Origin of the sequence: Leptolyngbya sp. FACHB-541 (genome assembly GCF_014695875.1) — a bacterium.
Classification (GTDB): Bacteria; Cyanobacteriota; Cyanobacteriia; order Elainellales; family Elainellaceae; genus JAAUTN01.
Genome location: NZ_JACJPC010000086.1, coordinates 24994 through 44201, shown reverse-complemented (window position 1 = coordinate 44201; position 19208 = coordinate 24994). Strand labels below are relative to the sequence as shown.

General features: G+C 47.4%; 19 protein-coding genes and 1 pseudogene. 12 read left to right on the top strand and 8 right to left on the bottom strand.

Annotation, left to right across the window (positions count from 1 at the left end):
• Positions 1-129, top strand: a pseudogene (locus tag H6G00_RS35540) (IS256 family transposase); the annotation flags it as partial.
• Between the two features lie 227 nt (positions 130-356).
• On the opposite strand, the gene rpiA reads toward H6G00_RS35540, so the two are convergent.
• On the bottom strand, positions 357-1070 hold the full coding sequence (gene rpiA / locus H6G00_RS18720) for a ribose-5-phosphate isomerase RpiA (RefSeq protein WP_190683466.1): 714 nt from the start codon (positions 1068-1070) through the stop codon (positions 357-359).
• A gap of 115 nt (positions 1071-1185) precedes the next feature.
• On the opposite strand from rpiA, the gene H6G00_RS18715 reads away from it, so the two are divergent.
• Together H6G00_RS18715 and H6G00_RS18710 are read left to right on the top strand one after the other, a co-directional pair.
• On the top strand, positions 1186-3006 hold the full coding sequence (locus H6G00_RS18715; protein ID WP_190797904.1) for a tetratricopeptide repeat protein: 1821 nt from the start codon (positions 1186-1188) through the stop codon (positions 3004-3006).
• Positions 3007-3017: 11 nt separating this feature from the next.
• The gene (locus H6G00_RS18710) at positions 3018-3824 is read left to right on the top strand and encodes an MOSC N-terminal beta barrel domain-containing protein (RefSeq protein WP_190797903.1); all 807 of its coding nucleotides are present in this window, start codon (positions 3018-3020) and stop codon (positions 3822-3824) included.
• A gap of 120 nt (positions 3825-3944) precedes the next feature.
• Here the strand turns inward: H6G00_RS18710 and H6G00_RS18705 are convergent, their stop codons facing one another.
• Complete coding sequence (locus H6G00_RS18705) at positions 3945-4937, bottom strand: ribose-phosphate pyrophosphokinase (protein WP_347277316.1); 993 nt, start codon at positions 4935-4937, stop codon at positions 3945-3947.
• Positions 4938-5566: 629 nt separating this feature from the next.
• Positions 5567-5698 (bottom strand): photosystem II reaction center protein Ycf12, encoded by a 132-nt coding sequence (locus H6G00_RS18700; protein ID WP_190645643.1) that lies wholly within the window; start codon positions 5696-5698, stop codon positions 5567-5569.
• A 201-nt stretch (positions 5699-5899) separates the two neighbouring features.
• On the opposite strand from H6G00_RS18700, the gene H6G00_RS18695 reads away from it, so the two are divergent.
• From H6G00_RS18695 to H6G00_RS18685, 3 genes are all read left to right on the top strand, one after another.
• Positions 5900-6250: a YkgJ family cysteine cluster protein gene (locus tag H6G00_RS18695; RefSeq protein ID WP_190797902.1), complete on the top strand. Its 351-nt coding sequence runs from the start codon at positions 5900-5902 to the stop codon at positions 6248-6250.
• A 303-nt stretch (positions 6251-6553) separates the two neighbouring features.
• Positions 6554-6859, top strand: a complete 306-nt coding sequence (locus H6G00_RS18690) for a TMEM165/GDT1 family protein (protein WP_347278200.1) — start codon at positions 6554-6556, stop codon at positions 6857-6859.
• A 7-nt stretch (positions 6860-6866) separates the two neighbouring features.
• Positions 6867-7163 carry a TMEM165/GDT1 family protein gene (locus H6G00_RS18685; protein ID WP_190797900.1) on the top strand — a complete coding sequence of 99 codons (297 nt, stop codon included), beginning with the start codon at positions 6867-6869 and terminating at the stop codon, positions 7161-7163.
• A gap of 161 nt (positions 7164-7324) precedes the next feature.
• Here H6G00_RS18685 and H6G00_RS18680 read toward each other — a convergent pair whose 3' ends face one another.
• From H6G00_RS18680 to H6G00_RS18670, 3 genes are all read right to left on the bottom strand, one after another.
• Entirely contained in the window at positions 7325-7825 is a 501-nt protein-coding gene (locus tag H6G00_RS18680; protein ID WP_190645647.1) for a DUF4149 domain-containing protein, read from the bottom strand.
• Between the two features lie 172 nt (positions 7826-7997).
• Positions 7998-8135: a hypothetical protein gene (locus H6G00_RS18675; protein ID WP_190645648.1), complete on the bottom strand. Its 138-nt coding sequence runs from the start codon at positions 8133-8135 to the stop codon at positions 7998-8000.
• Positions 8136-8224: 89 nt separating this feature from the next.
• Complete coding sequence (locus H6G00_RS18670; RefSeq protein WP_190797899.1) at positions 8225-8827, bottom strand: thioredoxin family protein; 603 nt, start codon at positions 8825-8827, stop codon at positions 8225-8227.
• Between the two features lie 185 nt (positions 8828-9012).
• Here H6G00_RS18670 and H6G00_RS18665 point away from each other — a divergent pair, with 185 nt between their 5' ends.
• Both H6G00_RS18665 and H6G00_RS18660 read left to right on the top strand, forming a co-directional pair.
• Positions 9013-9417 (top strand): NIL domain-containing protein, encoded by a 405-nt coding sequence (locus tag H6G00_RS18665; protein WP_190645650.1) that lies wholly within the window; start codon positions 9013-9015, stop codon positions 9415-9417.
• A gap of 51 nt (positions 9418-9468) precedes the next feature.
• Positions 9469-9912, top strand: a complete 444-nt coding sequence (locus tag H6G00_RS18660; protein ID WP_190797898.1) for a hypothetical protein — start codon at positions 9469-9471, stop codon at positions 9910-9912.
• 141 nt (positions 9913-10053) lie between these two features.
• Here H6G00_RS18660 and H6G00_RS18655 read toward each other — a convergent pair whose 3' ends face one another.
• Positions 10054-10590: a hypothetical protein gene (locus H6G00_RS18655; RefSeq protein WP_190797897.1), complete on the bottom strand. Its 537-nt coding sequence runs from the start codon at positions 10588-10590 to the stop codon at positions 10054-10056.
• A 246-nt stretch (positions 10591-10836) separates the two neighbouring features.
• Here H6G00_RS18655 and H6G00_RS18650 point away from each other — a divergent pair, with 246 nt between their 5' ends.
• Positions 10837-12474: a hypothetical protein gene (locus H6G00_RS18650; RefSeq protein ID WP_190797896.1), complete on the top strand. Its 1638-nt coding sequence runs from the start codon at positions 10837-10839 to the stop codon at positions 12472-12474.
• A 313-nt stretch (positions 12475-12787) separates the two neighbouring features.
• Positions 12788-13546 (top strand): lipase family protein, encoded by a 759-nt coding sequence (locus tag H6G00_RS18645; RefSeq protein ID WP_190797895.1) that lies wholly within the window; start codon positions 12788-12790, stop codon positions 13544-13546.
• 16 nt (positions 13547-13562) lie between these two features.
• Here the strand turns inward: H6G00_RS18645 and H6G00_RS18640 are convergent, their stop codons facing one another.
• Entirely contained in the window at positions 13563-16763 is a 3201-nt protein-coding gene (locus H6G00_RS18640; protein ID WP_190797894.1) for a PAS domain S-box protein, read from the bottom strand.
• 504 nt (positions 16764-17267) lie between these two features.
• Between H6G00_RS18640 and H6G00_RS18635 the strand changes: the two genes are divergently transcribed.
• Both H6G00_RS18635 and H6G00_RS18630 read left to right on the top strand, forming a co-directional pair.
• Complete coding sequence (locus H6G00_RS18635) at positions 17268-18050, top strand: SDR family NAD(P)-dependent oxidoreductase (RefSeq protein WP_190797893.1); 783 nt, start codon at positions 17268-17270, stop codon at positions 18048-18050.
• 114 nt (positions 18051-18164) lie between these two features.
• Positions 18165-19136 (top strand): aldo/keto reductase, encoded by a 972-nt coding sequence (locus tag H6G00_RS18630; RefSeq protein WP_190797892.1) that lies wholly within the window; start codon positions 18165-18167, stop codon positions 19134-19136.
• Positions 19137-19208: the final 72 nt, after the last annotated feature.

The following is a 19208-nucleotide window of genomic DNA, read 5'->3' as shown; positions in this document are numbered from 1 at the left end:
GAATCAGCCTTCAAAGTCATTTACCTAGCCATCCAGAATATTTCCAAAAAATGGACGATGCCGATTCGAGACTGGAGACCTGCTCTAAATCAGTTTGCAATTATGTATGATGACCGCTTTCCTCTCTAAATTTAGATCTTTGACACAGATCTATTTACATACCCGCTGAGCAGCCAAACCCTGAGCCATAGGACGAGTCAAGCAAAGCTTATCTGTCCTAACATCAGGCATGGAGTGCATCAGGTATTGCCATAACGCACGTTGCTGATTGCTCGGTGCGTTACGCTGCGCTAACAGCACCCTACTTTGAGGTCAAATTGCTAGATTGCTGTCTAAGTAAGTTGCTCAGGATGCGGTTACTCCATTTCCCGCACGCTCGCCTCTCCGTCTTTGACTTCACCAATCAAAACCACATCAGTTACGCCAACAAATAGCCCATTCTCCAGCACACCAGGAATGTTGTTTAGCGTCTTTTCCAGTTCCGCAGGGTCGGCAATCGCTTCAAACGTCACATCCAGCACCATGTTGCCCTGATCAGTGATGACCGGGCCGTCTTTCTTTACGCCCATCCGCAATTCTGGTTTGCCGCCCAGCGCTTCGATTGCTTTGGTGACAGGAGTAATTGCCATCGGCAGCACTTCTACAGGCAGCGCAAAGGTAGAGCCAAGGCGATCGACCAGCTTGGAACTGTCTACCACGACGATAAACAGCTTTGCTAACGAATCCACCACTTTTTCGCGGGTGTGAGCTGCGCCGCCACCTTTGATTAGATTCTTTTGCGGATCGACCTCGTCCGCGCCATCAATGGCGATATCAATTTGGTCAATTTCGTCCAGGGTGGTTAAAGGAATGCCATACTGTTTTGCTAGAACGGATGCCTGAAAAGAGGTAGGAATGCCTTTAATATCCTTCAAGTCGCCAGATTTTAGGCGATCGCCTAAATGTTGAATTGCAAAGGCAGTAGTTGACCCCGTGCCTAACCCCACAATGGAACCCGACTGCACACGATCGGCGGCAGCTTTGCCCACCTGCTGTTTCATCAACTTAACGGGATCAAGTCCTGTAGTCATTGCAAACCCTCCTGTGAAAAGCTTCTGCGAAAAGACAGACGGTTTCTAGCATGACGTAAAGTTGTCCCAATTCCTAGCCTCTCAACTTCAAGCGTTTTCGATTGATCCAACCCTTATGAATGCAAGCTCAAATTTCGCCGCTGATGATGGGGTGCCATTTTCGCTGGAGCAGTGCCGCCAAAGGCTGAAACGCACCAGTTCTAGTCAGGAACGGCTAAAGCTGCTCTGTCGGGAAGGGTTGCTATTAATGCAGGCGGGACACTATGAGCAGGCGATCGCCAGCTACGAGCAGGCATTGCAGCTTCAACCCGATGATGCTGAGACTCATCACTATCGGGCTGTGGCATTGGAAAATTTGGGACGCTATCGACAAGCACTTGCTGCCTACGACCAGGCAATTGGAGTGAGTGTAAATCCCAGTGCCCAACTTTGGAGCGATCGCGGCAACGCTTTGCGAAATCTCTCTCGCCATGTCAAAGCGCTGGAAAGCTATGAAAAAGCGCTGACCCTTCAGCCTGATCACCCCAAAGCGCTATCTGGCAGAGGTCTGACGCTGATGATGATGGGACGGACGAAACAGGCATTAGCAAGCTGCAACCTGGCAGTAGAACTGGAACCCAAATCCGAGGAAACCTGGAGCAGTCGAGGAGCAGTCTTGCTAATGGCGCATCGAGATCAGCAGGCGCTAGCCGACTTTGACAAGGCGTTGGAACTTCAGCCTGGGTTTAATCGAGTCTGGTTTAACCGTGGCGTGGCGCTGTTGCGGTTGGGGAAAGAGACAGAGGCGATCGCCAGCTTTGAGCAAGCGTTGAGTGAGGCACCAATTCGTCGTGAGGTTTGGCACTCTAGCGCCTGGGTGAGCTGGGGCTATGTGTTGCTTAAGCTGGGGCAATTTGAGCGGGCGATCGCTAATTTTGAAAAAGCGTTAGAGCTTCAGCCCCGTTCCTATCCGGCAGCGCTGTACAAACTGATCGGTTTAGTTTTATCGGGTCAATTTTTTGCCTATGCCACCCGTCCAGCGAGTCGAGGAAAGCTGCTGCACGATTTTGGTACGGTGATTCATTTCCTCAAATATCGCCTGCTCTTTTTTGTAGGTCTCATTCTTCTCCTATCTCAAAGCCAGGGAGACTGGGCAGATACCGTTCGGCAAGTAGTTCCGACCCTATTTTCCGGCGTAATCATCGCTTTGCTGATTGCCGACTTATGGAAAAACAAATCTAAGTTAGAACTAGTTTGGAAAGCCTATTTCCAAAGCGGCATCTTAACCTACTTTCGTGCAGCGGCAATTATTGTAATTACACTTGGGACGTATTCGATCGCCGATTACTTTGCACCACCCTTTATGCGTTGGGGCTGGGCAAACCTGGTGTTTGGGCAACCAGGAAATATTATTTTCCAGCCGTTTAATTTGTTCAGTTCTGCTGTTACTGAAATCAGCGATCTAACTGCTCCAATTAGTAATTTAGTGGGGGCAATCGCCCTACAGTTCGCCTCAGCTTTGACTTTAAATCTCCAATCTTTAGGAACGCAAATTACCGAGAACCAGGCAACTACTGGCTTTAACTATAGCTCACTCTTTATTATTGGATTTTGGTTATTGTTGCTTCTAGGAATTCCCTTCTGGGCAAAGCTAGAAGAGCTAATCTTCCGTCAAGGTGCCAATACCTGGAAGCAAATTCTGATTCGCTCCACCCAATTTGGCTTGGTTCATTTGTTAGCTGGAATTCCGATTTTAGGTGGGTTTGTACTAATCGTACCGGGTTTTTTATTTGCCTGTCGCTATAAGTATGTCCACGATCGCCAGCTACGCAAAACCGCCGATCCACTTCAAGCACGAGAGGCGGGCGTGATGGCTAGCACTGCCGACCACGCCGTATACAATGCGATTTTGGTTAGCTTCGTTGCCAGTTTGTTTTTGCAGCAGTCTCTCGGCTGATTCCTAAAACCATGCCTTACCTGAAGCACATCACCATTTTTCCAATCAAATCGCTGGATGGTCTGGAGATGACACAGGCAACTTTCTTGAAGGGAGGAGCGATCGCCCACGACCGTGAGTTTGCGATCGTCGATCAGCATGGAGAATTTGTTAACGGCAAGCGCACCGACAAAATTCATCGATTGAGATCAGTGTTTGATCTGCCTGCCAGAATGGTGACAATGACCAATCAAGACAGCGCCCAGTCCCAGAAATTTCATCTGGACGACGAGCGACAGGCACTCTCAGCTTGGTTAAGTGACTTCTTTGGCTACACGGTTGAGCTAAAACAAGACCTTCACATGGGTTTCCCCGATGATCCTGATGCTAGCGGCCCGACAGTGGTGAGTACTGCGACATTAGAGGCGATCACCTCCTGGTTTCCCGAACTGAGTCTAGAAGAAGTGCGTCGTCGATTTCGTACCAACCTCGAAATCGATGATGTTCCAGCATTTTGGGAAGACCAACTGTTTGGCGAGGCAGGACAGCTTGTGCCGTTTCAGATTGGTGATGTGGTGCTAAACGGGAGTAATCCTTGTCAGCGCTGTGTGGTGCCTACGCGAGACTCGTTGAAGGGCGATCGCTACCCCAACTTTCAAAAGACTTTTATCACTAAACGCCAGGGAACTTTGCCTGAATGGGCTGTCCCTCAGCGCTTCAATCACTTCTTCAAGCTAACTGTAAACACGCGGGTTGCAGCATCGGAAGCAGGCAAAACCATCAAACTTGGCGATGAAGTCAAGCTTTCCTCCACTTTCTCATTGCCAGGTTCTATCTAGTAGCGCCTAGAGGCTCTGCCTCCTCACTTTTCACGAGGCAGAGCTTCGGTATAAGCATCCCCAGGTAAAACCTGGGGACGAGATCAGCAGTGAGAAGTTTGAGGTGAGAGCAGCCTAGCTTTAGCGGAACATGCTGCTTACAGAGCTATCTTCGTGAATCCGCCAGATGGTTTCACCCAGCAGATTTGCCACAGATAGGACAGTAAGCTGCTTAAAGCGATTTTCTTCAGGGACAGGAATTGTATTGGTTACAATCACTTCCTCAAAGACTCCGCTCGACAATCGCTCAACCGCAGGAGGCGAAAACACGGCATGAGTCGCACAGGCATAAACCTGACGTGCGCCTTGTGCTCGTAAGAGCCTAGCTCCTTCACTGATTGTTCCGCCTGTGTCGATCATATCATCGACCAAAACAGCCGTTTTCCCAGCGACATCGCCGATTAGATTCATTACTTCGGCAACGTTGTGAGCCTGACGACGCTTGTCAATAATTGCCAGAGGGGCATCATTCAGCTTTTTGGCAAAAGCTCTGGCCCGAGCGACTCCACCTACGTCTGGGGAGACGACAACCAAATCAGGAAGCTGCTTGCTTGCCAAATAGTCCAGCAGCACGGGTGAACCGTATACGTGATCAAAAGGAATGTCAAAATAGCCCTGAATCTGAGCGGAGTGCAGATCCATTGCTAGAATGCGTCCTGCGCCTGCTTGAGTAATCAGGTTGGCAACCAGTTTTGCTGTGATCGATTCTCGTCCAGCGGTTTTGCGATCGGCTCTGGCGTAGCCATAGTAAGGAATAACTGCTGTTATTTGCCGGGCTGATGCCCGCCGACAGGCATCCACCATAATCAGCAGTTCCATTAGGTGGTCGTTTACCGGACAGCAGGTTGGCTGCATCAGGTAAACATCACAGCCACGAATGGATTCTTGAATTTGGACGTAGAGTTCTCCATCCGCAAATCGCTTGCGAACCATCGGGCCCAAATCCATGCCGAGGTAACGAGCTACCTCTTGGGCTAAGGGCACATTAGCGGAACCCGAAAAAAGCCTCAGACGGCTATTGTCCGCGACGGGAGGTAGAGGAGGCTGAAGGGTCAGAGTTGCAGAGCGGATCACAACAAATCCTCAAGTCTAATCACCGCAATCTTATCATTTCGAGTCAAAAACATGTTCTGCTGCAATTCTAGACCGGGTTGTAGGAGTTAAATTTTAACAGGGTATAACTTCTACGACCTATTTGCCTCAGCAACAATGCAGGATTGTTGATAGTTTTTAACTCCAAGAAGGCGATCGCAATGGGTGTACAAAAAATCGACAAACGCACTCCTGCTGGCACTTGATCAAGTTCTGGCTGATCAAATTTTGGGAGAAAGCTACCTGATCAATTTCTCAAGCATATTTCTAAACTTAACTACAAATCTGCAATACGTTCCAGAGAAACTATTGCGTACGACAAGCTCATTGATAGTACAAATAATAGCGTTGAAGATCAGCGAAAAGACTTAAAAACATTGACGAGATGGATACGATTTCCTGCGGCAGATTAAGTAGCTTCACTCTTGACTGAGATTGATCTGTACAAATGGAAAATTTCCTTAAAAAAGCACCACACCTGTATAGGATGTAGTGCCTCTAAGATTGCGAATTGTTAAACCGCGATCGCCCTACGCCACGCTTTTTCCTGAAGTGGTGGAGGGACTTTAATCCTTGTAGCTGGTGCTGACTTCTTTTGAAAGCCGAGTGATCTAGAGGTCGCCGCCCCGGAATGCCAGAAGAAAAATCACAACAGGTCCAGAGATCATAATCATTGCTACCAGCGTGAGCTGTACGATTGCTTCCCAGTTAACGCCATTAAAAACGCTAGTCAGAGCCTCCATTGATCCTCCCAAGTAAACCTAATAAGTTTATTTTCTAAACTGAAAACACAACCGATATTCTACCCGTTCTGCGTCCTCATATTTTAAGGAACTTTACAAAATTCCAAAAAGCTTGAGGTTGTTTCAATGGAGAAGCGAGTCCGACAGGTAACAAAAATCGCTAAGCTCAGGAAGTGAACGATTTTTGGTCTAGTTAAAACTATGGCAACCTGGCGTTGTGTGCAGCAGTGCGGAGCCTGCTGTAATCTTGATCCGAGCGATCGCCCCGGCTTGGAGCTATATCTCTCACCCATTGAGCTAGAGCTATATCTCAGCATGGTCGGGGAAGAAGGATGGTGTGTCAACTTTGACCATACCACTCGAAAGTGCAACATTTATGACGATCGCCCCCGCTTTTGTCGGGTTGAGCCGGAGATTTTTCAGGATATGTACGGGATTGAGTCGGAAGAACTGAGCGATTTTGCAATTGACTGCTGTCGTGAGCAGATTGAAGGAGTGTATGGCGATCGCAGTCTAGAGATGCTGCGATTTGACCAGGAAGTTGGAATTTAAGCAAGTTTCGGGGAAATTTTACACCTTATAAGAGCGAACTGCTGTTCGCCCTAGTCACGCTCTAATCAGAATTAGAGTTAATGATTTTGTAAGCTTTAGCGGTAGGGGTTGATCTTTCAGGCAGGGTCAGGAATAAAATGAAAGGAATATGAAAAATCCCTAAAGCGATCGCCCGTGAAACTTTCTTCTCCTGCGCCTGGCTTGTTGATTTCTGAATTGGAGCTGACCGAGCGGCTGCCGAATCCTCCCCTTAATCTCCCTGAAGACCTGATTGAGAATGACCTAGAAAATCCTCAAGCCTCCATTCCATCCAAGCAACTGTCCCGTCGTCAGGAAATTGAGATTTTCTTTTCGACCTTCTTTACGATTTTTGTAGCGGAGTTAGGAGACAAAACTCAGTTAACGACGTTGCTAATGAGCGCAGAGTCTAATTCTCCCTGGGTTGTTTTTATGGGCTCGGGAGCAGCTTTGATTTCCACGAGTTTGCTGGGCGTACTGCTGGGTCGATGGCTGTCATCGCGAGTTTCGCCCAAGGTGCTGGAAACGGCAACGGGCACCATTTTGCTGCTCGTTTCGGTGTTACTGCTGTGGGATGTAATTAGCGCTTGATAGGATTATGGACTGGAATTTACTTGGACTCAGCTTTGCGACTGTTTTCTTGTCAGAGCTTGGAGACAAAAGCCAACTAGCGGCGATCGCCCTCAGCGGCAATTCTAAATCTCTGCGGGCTGTCTTCTTAGGAGCAGCATCGGCACTCTTGTTGGCTAGCTTTTTGGGCGTAATGCTTGGGGAAGGAGTTTCCCAAATCTTGCCAACTCGTTGGGTTAAGGCGATCGCGGCGATTGGGTTTGCAGTTACGGCAATTCGCCTACTCTGGTTTGAGGCAGATTCAACCCAATCTGAAGAGGCTTAAAAACTGGGTTTTGCTAAAACGACAAAACAGGAGGACAAGCCTCCTGTTTTGTCGTTTTACTCCTTTCCCACTAAAAGATCAGGGATGCACCCCCACGACGCGGGGGTGCATCCCTGATCTTTTAATACCTAATCTTTGGCTGGGAAGGAAGTAACTAAATTTTATGCTGGGTTGCGATAGAGGGAGGTGAGCAGCGTTCCAGCCGCAGCAAGCTTGGTCAGTTCGAGAGTCCAATAGCCCCAGTGCATTTGATCCATTGCCGCAGGAATTGCCGCAGCAGGCTCAAACAAATTGAGTTGAAGCCCTAAGGTGCTCATGGTTGGCGCTAGTGCGTAGGTGTAAGCAAGAGCGATCGCGAGCAGCAAACCGGACAGGATCAGCGTCAGGCGGCGATTGCGGCTTGAGTCAGCTTGGACGTTGTAAAGTACCAGGACACCCGTTAGTACCAGGGCAGCGCACAGTAGCTCGATTCGATTAAAGACCCAGAAAATGGAGTAACCAGCCGATGCAAAGCTAGACTGAGTCATCATGCCACCTGCATACATTCCTGGCATGATCACCAAATCTAGAATCAGGCTGCTACTTAACCAAAAAGCCAGGGTAAAAACAGCGATCGCTTGCCATTTAGGTTGCTTGAATTTGGTGATAGAGACAGCAGTCATAGACCTTCCTTAGAGTTCTGGCTTCTCTTTCAGACTAGCGAAGATCTCTAGTAAAAATCGTGAACTATCGTTGCTAGAAAACATAAATTATCATTTCAAACTGTCTCGTTAGTTCACTGTCTTGTTAGCCTGCTGTCTCGTTAGTTCAACATTTTGTCAATCAGCTATCTCATTAGCCTTTGGTTCTGCGGATGTGATCCATAATTTGCTGTTTACGCTGATCCGTTAGACGAACAGTAGGTTTAATAAAGTCGCCTGTGCTACGAGCAAGATGCTCCATCACTCGTTTCTTACGATCGGTTGATGCCATGAGAAAAATACCAGTGAGTTGTTTTAAATTGACGGAAATAGAACTTAATCAGTACCGGATTTGAGCAGGAGTTTGGCAATTCCAAATCTCTACTGAACAACGACCTGACTGCCGTGACTGCGTGGGTCGTCAACATTTGCTTTCGGCATAGCAACGGTATTGACTTCAGAAGTTCGCCCCGTCGCTTTGGCATGGGGCAGCGGCACTCCTGCAATCAGCGCGTCCAGGTTATCGGTCATGATCGTGTGCGGCTGTTCGCCAATGGTGCTGGCGATCGCCTCCCCAGCATTATCCAAGAATACAAAGTGGGGAATGCCGTCTACCCGATAGTGCAGCATTTCGGGGAGCCATTTGCTGTTATCTACGTTGAGCATCACGAAATTAACGCGATCGCCATACTGCTGCTCAATTTCAGCAATATCAGGAGCCATTGCCTGACAGCTTGTACACCAGTTCGCGTAGAACTCCATCAGCGTTGGTTTGCCGCTGGTTAAAGCAACTTCCAGTGGGGTAGACTGCTCTGCCAAGTCTTCGAGTGTTCCGGTCGGCGTTTCAGACCGCAAACCAAAGAATAACGCTGAACTTAGCACCACTGCCACCAGCACAATGAGCAAATTTCTGATGCGGGCAGCAAAAGCAGAGGTAGCCTGAAACGAGGCTTCATTGGAAGAATCAGATGAATTTCCAGTCATAGGCATTTGGGTTCTTGTACAGCTGGTAGGTAATTAGTAATAGGTGGGAAAGCTGTTTTTCCTGCCTACATACCACCTACCTACCCTTTCTACACAGCTTTTTTCTGCAACTTCTACAATCTAGGAGAATGTATCTAGCTTGCACTGATTTTAGTGTAACCGAACTTAACAAAAGGCTCTGGACTGTGAAAAAACGCGTGACGCTTACCTTTCCAAAACGCTCTGTTCACATGCCCGTGACCTATCGGTTGGCAAAAGATTTTAACGTTGCTGCAAATATTATTCGAGCGCAGGTAGCACCCAATCAGATTGGTACCCTTGTTGTAGAGCTATCCGGCGATATCGATCAACTGGATGCTGCAATGGACTGGATGCGATCGCAGGATATTGGCATCTCTCTAGCGAGTCGAGAAATTTTGATTGACGAGGAGGTCTGTGTTCACTGCGGTTTGTGTACTGGAATTTGTCCCACGGAAGCTCTCAGTCTTGATCCCCAAACTTTTCGGCTTAATTTTACGCGATCGCGCTGTATCGTCTGTGAACAGTGTGTTCCGACTTGTCCAGTTCAGGCAATTTCTACTAATCTATAGGTAATATGACTCATTGCGATCGCGTACTTCTTACTCCGTAGTCAGCCACTAATGACCTATAACGCGAAGCCAACCGCCAATAAGTTCCTTCCCTGGTTGTCTCTTAGTCTTTTACTAGCTGCTTACAGCACTTTTAGCTGGTATGTTTACCATCTCACGATTACCTGGGTGGTCTGGGTTTGTGTTATTGGGTTTGCTGTACTGCAAGCGCTATTGCTAACGACTTTCGCTCAAGGGTTTAAGGCAATGGTTGGCAGATGGTTAAGCTCTGATACGGGCTATTTCACTACTGTCCTCAGTCTTGCTTTTTTGGCCACAACTGTTTTGGTTTGGGCTCATGTCTTTGGCTATCTCATTACCGTTATTGCAGCCGAAGTTTTAGCTCGATTAGACTTGCAAAACCGTGGCTTTAGTCGAGCACAATCCCTATTCATTTTGACCCTGGTTTCCCTAACTGGACTGGTAATCGGTTGGGTTGTAAGTTACTCGCTATGATTCGCCACAAAAAAAGCAGCCTTGGAGGGCTGCTGTTGTATGTACTTGGTACATGAGGAGCTATTAATCTCTAGATTAGAGCTAACCGCATTGCAAGAGAGCCAAGTTACCGTTTTTGATACGCCCTTTATGGCAATGAGCTTACGCTTTTTTCTTGTTCTTCTTGCTCTTTTTTTCGGGCTTCTTGGAATCGGTTTGGCTGATAGCCCCAATTACGTTTTTGGCGGTGCCTAAAGCACTTTCAACCGTCATCTCAGCGGGAGAGGCGATCGCCAGCGATCGCTGAAGTATTTCTTGGGCTACCTCTTTGAGCGAGTCCACTACATCAGCTAGGGTTGGTCTAATCTCGCCAAGCGAACTCTTTACCGCCTCAGCCGTGTCTCTGACAGTCGGCTTTACCGCCTGAACCCCATCTTGTACCTTGGACGTGGCGCCCTCCATCGCACCTTTGGAATGTTCAAGATGCTGATCAGCACCCTTAGAATCACTCGTTCCATTCTTTACTTGAGAAGCTTTCTGAACTAATCGATCAACAGTAGCCGCTACAATTTCAGCCGCGATCGCTGATGCAGCAACGGCACCAGCCTGCCGCAAGCTAGCTCCTAAAGTTCCTTTTTCACCACCGCTGTCCTTTTGTTTAGTCAGCTTCTGCTTATCTTTTGACTTTTTCTTAGCCATTATTCAAACTTAAACTCATACTTTCTTCGTTAAGTTCTACAATCTAACTTATCTTTTTGAGGTCGGGCTCTACACTAAGGTGCCTATCACACGGTTGAACTTTCTGCTTTGAGATAGAGCTGCTAAAGACCGTATTCAACTCAGACTTATCTCCTTCTAGCTAGATGGCTTTTCGCCACCTGAGCGCTAAGCTGGGCAGTAATGAACTGAGGCTGTAGTGCTGTGTTTGTGCTCTCAGGAAAATTGTTGAGTTCATTTTGTTGGCTGTTGCTTCAAAGCCAACCCATTAATCCTATTTACTCTACTGCTCCTCCGATTTGGGCACAGTTGTTCACGGTATTGGTGATCGGGTTGCTCACAGCTTTTGCATTCCAGCTTTTGTTAACCGTTTTGGGAATTGCCCTGGGAATTTCTGTACTCAAAGTTGGTTCGTCTGAAAGCGCTCACGAGGATGATCGCTCCTCCAATTCTTCCACAATAGGGCTGTTAGCGGGTTTTGGAGTTTTTCTGACAGTCAATACTGTATTATTTGCAGCCTGTTTTTTAGCTACAAAATTTGGGCAGATTAGTGACCCCATTGCTGGGGCGATCGCAGGCATCGTGATCTGGTCAGCCTACTTCCTATTAATGTTATGGCTTAGCTCCACTGCGGTAAGTTCATTAGTTGGAGTGATTTTAGATGCGCTAACGGGTGGCTTTCGACGCATTGTTGCAGCGATCGCCAATGCGCTAGCAGGCAACAAAGCAGAACCTATTACCGAAGAACAGATGTTGAGCAGCATTCGAGAAGAAATGCAGGCTGCTCTCGACACCGTGAATCTGCGTCAAATGATCGAAGAACAATTACAGACGATTCCTCTACCATCGGTTCAAGCGGGTTCATCATCGCACCTATCCCGGTCTATTTCAGCAGCTAATGATGCAGAACCCAGTTCGCTCAACCTGACCACTACAGAACTTTGGCAGCAGATCACAACCTACTTACAAGATGCCAGTTCTAAAAGCTTGACTCCCAAGCGAGTTGAGCGCAAGCTCCAAAAAATGCTGCAAGCTGGCACAGCTAACGGACTAGCTGGCAATCCTGCCCTTGATCTGGACGCTCTCGCCCAAGTCCTCGATCAGCGAGAAGACCTGAGTGACAATCGAAAGCAACGTATCTTGGACCAACTTGAGCAAACATGGCAACAGTTCTTGCAGGAATCATCGATCGCTGAAATGACTGAACCTGAGATTGCTGATTCGGAATCAGACGCGATTGCAGCACCTTCGTCAGAGGAGCGATCGCCCACTACAACAAAACTGCTTCAATCGGCTTTGGATACTACCGTTGATCAGGTTTTGACCCACTTACCCAAACTTTTACAGCAGTCAGATCTGTCACTGCCCAAAGAGGTTGGACTCGCTCCCATGATTCTATCGATCGCGCTTGCCAAGGTAAAGGATTCCGTTGATGGCAATGCTGTAGTTGATACTGTAGTCGATAATTTGCCTTCCCTAAATGTACCTTCCTCAAAAGACAATGACTCAAACGACACTAACTTTAAGCAAGCACTTGAAGGACTACTCGCTTCATCCATTAGCCTGCCAAATTTAAATCAATCTTTAATTACACAGGCTACTCAGCTGCGGGAAAAAGCAATGCAGCCAATTGATTCAATTCAGCGGTCGGCACAAGAGCGCATTGATACTGTGAAGCGCCAGACTCAACAGCAGTTTGAAATGACTCGAAAAGCAGCAGCAACCGCAGCATGGTGGCTCTTTTTGACAGCGTCTACAGGCGCAGCTTCGGCCGCTTTTGCAGGTGCGTGGGCGGCTGGATTTAATCCTGTAGAATTTTTCTCCTCATATGTTTCCTCATCTGCAGCAATTCTAAATGGGTTGTGAAAGCGCCGATCTGTGACCCTCTTAAGGGGATTGTGAAGAGCCACTGACCGTAGTAAAAATAGACACATTTTTTATCAGATTTTTTCAAGCTGAGCGGATAGAATTTGGATGTTTGATGGCGATCGCGCCGTCCCATGTCTCTGATATGAATCCCGTCTGTAGGGGCATTGCAATGCCCCTACAGACGGGATTCATATCCGTAAATCATACCCATACTCAGCTTTGGATTGGCTCATTAGTCATTGAACTCTGGTTAGACGGTTTGAGAAGGTCGATAACGCTTCACTAATTCACTAAAGAGGAGATTTTAGGAATGGACTATGCTGAGGCACTCAAGTGTGCGCTTCTTTCGCAAGAAGTCTACAGAAATTTTTCCCAGCTTCGCTTTAGTGGATTTCCCGACATCACGCCAGATTTAATCGACCAAGCAGATACTGATACTCAGTTTGCAATGCTGTCAGACGCTACGAATGAATCTGTTTACGTCACTTTTCGCGGCAGTGAAAAGCGGCTGGATTGGGAAACAAACCTGGACTTTGAGCAAGAAGTTGTTGAATTTCGACAGGAGGTAATTGAAGGGGAAATTGTTCAGGAACGAGAACAAGTCTACCCCTACAAAGGCGCTAGCCAGTCTGGGGCAAAAATGCATCGAGGATTCTCAGAGGCTTATTTATCTGTGCGAGGACAAATTCATCGCTACTTAAAAGATCGAAGTACTGTCACTCACTGTACTGTTACAGGACACAGTCTGGGTGGTGCACTGGCGACTCTCTGCGCGGTGGATATTCAATACAATTTTCCAAATATAGCGATCGCCATTTACACGTTTGGTACTCCCAGAGTGGGTAACGACGGCTTTAGAGAATCTTTTAATCGTCGCGTCCCTAATAGCTCCCGATTTATCTATGGAATGGACATGGTGCCTGCCCTTCCAAGAACCTGGCAAGGTTATCGGCACGTTGATACAGAGTACAGACTGGGTCCCCGCTTTAGCCTTAACTTTCTCTCTCGCCGCTTTAAGGATCACGATATTCAGAACTATGTGAATGCGTTAAAAGAACAGGCGCGATAATACGTTAGTGGGAAGTTTAGTGAGAAGTGAGTAATTGAGCGATCGCTTCAACTAATACTGCGGGTTCAATCGGTTTGGATAAGTGAGCCTGATAGCCCGCAATTAGCGCTCGATTACGGTCTTCTTCGCTAGCATAAGCAGTCAGGGCGATCGCCGGAATGAGTCCACCTTGAGCAGGGGATAGCTGTCTAACTTGCCGTAACAGGCTGTAGCCGTCTTCCTCCGGCATCCCAATATCACTCATAAGTAGATCGGGCTGAAATTGCGGTAATGCAACCAGTGCTTCCCTCGCAGAAGTGACGGTGAGGGCGATCGCACCGGCGTCTTCTATGACAAAAGAAAAGAACTCACGAGTATCCGGATCATCATCGACAATTAAAATCCTTCTGTCTGCAAGCATTGAAGAATGAGAAGTAGGATTGGAAGCCAACTCATCTTTCCTTTCCATCTCATCTGCTAAAAGTGGCAGTTTTACGGTAAAAGTTGCGCCTTGTCCCTCGCCCATACTTTCTGCATAGACACTGCCACCGTGTAACTCCACTAGTTGTCTCACAATGGCTAACCCCAATCCTAAACCGCCATAGCTGCGGGTGATTGAGGCATCTGCCTGACGAAAGTGATCAAAGATGTAAGGTAAGAAGTCAGGCGTAATTCCTTTGCCTGTATCACTAACTTGAATCTGTGCTTCAGAGCCAATCGCCTCTAGCCAAATGTGAACGTGACCTCCGGCTGGCGTGAACTTAATTGCATTGGATAAAAGGTTCCAAACAATCTGCTGTAGACGATTTGGGTCACCTGCCACCAGCCCCACTGATGGACTAAAGGAAAACTGAATGTGAATTGATTTTGCTTCTGCTGCCAAACGCATTGTCTCGATTGCCGCTTCGATACAGGTGACCAAATTCACAGGACAAACATTGAGGCTAAACTTACCTTGAAGAATGCGCGAAATGTCGAGCAGGTCTTCGATCAGTTGAGTTTGTAGTCTGGCATTGCGCTCAATGGTTTCCAAGGCACAGGTAGTTGTAGCTTCGTTAAACTGACGCGATCGCAACAGTTTTGCCCAGCCTAGGATGGCATTGAGAGGCGATCGCAACTCGTGAGAAAGCACTGCCAAAAACTCATCTTTAACCCGATTTGCCTCCTGTGCCTGCTGATAAAGTTTGGCATTGTCCAACGCCAACGCCGCGCGGTGAGCCAGTTCCTCTGCTAAAGCAATATCAGCTTGAGTGTAGTGCCGACCTGACGCAGCCGTAAAGCAAAACGTCAGCACCCCCAACCTCTGGTTATGAACCGTCAGCGGCACAGCCATGACTGAACAAGGCTGATAGTCTTGCATAAATTGGAGATGTTCAGGGTTGAGTGCGATCGCCTGCAGCCACTCATCAGAAACATAGGGAATAAAAGTTGTATCACCGCTCAAAAGCACTTTAGCAACCGGATGATGCTCAGACTTGTGAGGTGGAATGTACTGTCGGACTTGCTCAAACCACGCCTGTTTCTCCGGATCAACATGATGACAGGCAACTCGCTGAATCTGATTATCTGCTGTGACTACATCAAAAAAGCAACAGTCCGCCAAGAAGGGAACTGCCGAACGAGCAATACTGGTGAGCGTGGTTTGATAGTCTAAAGAAGTGGCTAATACTGAACTAGATTCAGCCAAAAAGCGCTGCCCTGCTTCGACTTGCTTAATCTCTTCAATATCAGTTGCAGTGCCAAACCAATAGAGAATGTCTCCCTGGTCATTCTTCAGTGGCACGACACGGGCTAAATGCCACCGGTAAGTCTGGTCAAACCGCTTCAGGCGACACTCTACTTCATAAGCTTCTCCAGCTTGAATTGCTTCCGTCCGGGTTGCCAGGGTTGATTCAAAATCGTCTGGGTGAATGACTTCGCGCCATAGACCCACACCCAGTTCTAAAGCTGCACCTGTGTATTCTTTCCAGCGATCGTTGAAAAACTCAATCCTCCCGTCTGGCTCATTAATCCACATCAACTGAGATACAGCATTTGCCAAAGTGCGATAGCGATTTTCGCTCTCACGCAGTTTTGCTTCTGCCTGCAAACGCTCAGCTTCATTACGCTTGCGATCGCTGATATCGGTTGTACTGCCAACTATGCGAGTCGGTTGCCCGTTTGCGCTTCGAGAAACAACTAACCCCTGATCCTGCACATAAACATACTGGTTGTTTTTATGCCGAATTCGACACTCGATGGCGTAGCGATCGCCCTTTGCGACTGCTGCGGCAAATTCTGCATTAGCACGGGGCAAATCTTCTGGGTGGATTTGCGCTGACCACCACTCACTGGTAAGTTCAACTTCCTCTGGAGAGTAGCCCAGAATGTGTATCAGCCCATTGCTTCGCTCAACCGTTCCCCGCTCAAGATCCCAATCGTAAACCAGACAATTGACAGCAGTTGTTGCTAGTTCAAAGCGTTGATTCGCTAACCGGAGTTCTGCCTCAATTTGCTTAAGGTGAGTGATATCGATTGCGCTGACACCCACTCCTAAAAGTTGACCATCGGGCAGGCAAACAGGATAGTAGTCAACCAGGCTATGACGAAGCAGCCCAGGAGGGTTAGTCTCACCGTTGATCTCCTGATTGAGCAAAGGTTCTCGGCTTTGCATCACCTGTTGTAGAACAGGGGTGAATATGGGTGCCCAACCCGGGAGAACTTCTTCTACAGTGCGTCCTAAATGTTCACGAACAGGAATGCCATTCATTGCAGCGAGAGCTTCGTTGATGTGAACATAGCGCAAATTCTGGTCCAAAAAGGCGATCGCTACAGGTGAACTATTTAACAGTGCAGTGAGCAAGGCTTCACTTTCGCGCAGGGCATTTTCTGCCTGTTTTCGCTCAGTGATATCTTCGGTGATACCCATCACTGAACTAATTGAGCCATCGGACGCAGGCTGAGGAATAATCCTCGACTGATAATACTTTCCCTCAAAATCGAACTCTACTTGCGTCACCTGACGAGTGGCGATCGCCTCATTACACTTTGCCTCAAAGCGATCGCAAATCTCAGCAGGCAGCCCAACTTCACGCCCTGTTCTGCCCAAAAAATCTTGCCAGGGTATACCCGTAATGCGCTCTACAACAGGACTGATAAAAATGTGGCGTAAGTTGCAGTCAAGCCGGAAAACCACATCTGGCAAATTTTCTACAAGGGTATGAAACTCCTGCTTATAGCGGTCTAACTCTTTCTGCAAACGTATGCATTCTTCTTTGTAATTTCTGAAATCTTTCCTAGAAAGATCAATCGCTTCAGAAGTCATAAGCTATGTTTTTCCTCTAAAGCAAATCTAGGGCATTGCTAAGTGGAGATAGTTGAAACATGGGGGCATCTTATCTGCACTTGAATACATTCTTAGATTAGGAAATACCGATCTACTCAAAATCTTGGACATGCAGTCTGCACCTCGTCCTATAGTAACGAGAATATGCCAATTGGTATAGATTCTAATGTATCAAAGGAATGATATCTATTACTAAACGATATCAATGCAGAGGTTTGCAGATCTTGACTTCCTTAGAGGGCTAAAAATTTAAGGAATTTAGTAAAAGAGAAAAGAGAAATGTTGGGATGAACTTTTTTTGGCGATTGCCCCAGCTAGTAACCCCTAGACCTACCCAGAGATAGGTTCACGATCAAAAGTTCAGCGCTTAGGGTACAGGAGAAACGGTTCTAGAGTCTGTCTAAATGGAGAAAAGATATGCAATTTGCCGACAAAGTAGCGCTGATCACTGGAGCGGGTTCTGGAATTGCCAAAGCGACCTCTTTATTGTTTGCTGCTGAAGGAGCAAAAGTAGCAGCACTGGGCCGCAGCGATGATGAGTTAAAGCAGACTGTAGAAGAAATTCAGGCAAAGGGTGGTGAGGCTATCCCGGTAGTTGCAGATATTTCCCAACCGGATCAGATGCAGCAGGCAATCCAAAAAATTGAGCAACAGTGGGGAAGACTGGATATCGTATTTGCCAACGCAGGAATTAACGGAGTCTGGGCATCCCTGGAAGAGTTAACCCCTGAAGATTGGGATAAAACGCTGGACATTAATCTTAAAGGTACTTTCTTAACTGTAAAATATGCCGTCCCTTTGCTCAAGCAGCGCGGCGGTTCTGTCGTCATTACCTCATCGGTGAATGGTACTCGAATCTTTAGCAACACGGGCGCAACAGCCTATTCCTGCTCCAAAGCGGCTCAGGTTGCTTTCACTAAAATGGTGGCTTTAGAACTGGCTAAACATAAGATTCGGGTAAATGTGATTTGTCCAGGGGCGATCGAAACGAACATTGATCAAAACACTGACCGCCGAAATCTAGAACATATCCAGGAACCTGTCGAATTTCCTGAAGGTAAAATTCCGTTGACTGACGGCAAACCTGGCACCTCTGAGCAGGTTGCTCAACTAGTGATGTTTCTAGCCTCAGATCTATCCAGTCACATTACGGGCACCGAAGTTTGGATTGATGGTGCAGAGTCGTTATTAAAGGCATAAAAAAGGCATAAAAGCGGTGCGATTTGGTTTGTAGTACCGCAACAAGCTCAGAGTGTTGGGTTATGCTCTGCTCCACTCAACCTACGGCAACTTAACTCTAGCAGGAGAAAACAGGTGGAATATCGGCATCTAGGCAAGCACGGCATCCGGGTTTCGGAGGTGTGTTTGGGATCTTGGCTGACATACGGTTCGGCAACAGAAGAAGATGTAGCGCGATCATGCATCGAGCGAGCTTATGATTTGGGCATTAATTTTTTTGATACAGCAAATGTTTACGCTAAGGGAGAAGCCGAAAAGGTCGTTGGTAAAGTGTTGGGACAATACCCGCGTCACTCTTATGTGTTGGCAACGAAGGTTTACTTTCCAATGGGTAATGGTCCTAACGATCGCGGGCTATCACGCAAACATATTTTAGAGCAGTGTGATGCCAGCTTAAAACGGTTAGGAGTAGAATACATCGATCTCTACCAGGCTCATCGCTATGATACATCTGTGCCTTTAGCTGAGACGCTGATGGCGTTTGATCACTTAGTGAAGCAGGGCAAGATTCTGTATTATGGTGTGTCGGAATGGAGCGCAGGGCAAATTGCTCATGCCACTGACTTAACACGACTAGCAGGACTCAGCCCGATCGCCTCTAATCAACCTCAATACAACATGCTTCAGCGACAGATTGAGAAAGAAGTGATGCCGCTTTGCGGACGTGAGGGAATTGGTATCATCAACTTCTCACCTTTGGCACAAGGCTTACTCACAGGCAAATATAAGCCAGGACAACCTCTACCAGAGGGTTCAAGGGCGAGTGATCCGAAGCAAAACGCATTCCTCAACCGGGGAGAACTCGATCAACAGCTTCTCACTCAGGTTCAGAAACTAGTACCTCTAGCGGAACAAGAGGGAATGAGTTTATCTCAATTGGCTTTAGCCTGGTGTTTGAGAAATTCAGAGTTGAGCAGCGTAATTATTGGAGCCAGCAAACCTTCTCAGGTTGAGGAAAATGTAGGCGCAGTCGGCAAAAAGCTGTCAGCAGAGACACTGGAGGCGATCGCCAAAATCATTAAAGACACTCATCTCACTGATGACTAGAACCTAAGTGCGACTTCTTAAAGAAATTGTAGATCTTGCCCCTCAATCCAGTGCCGTTTTTACTGAAGCTAA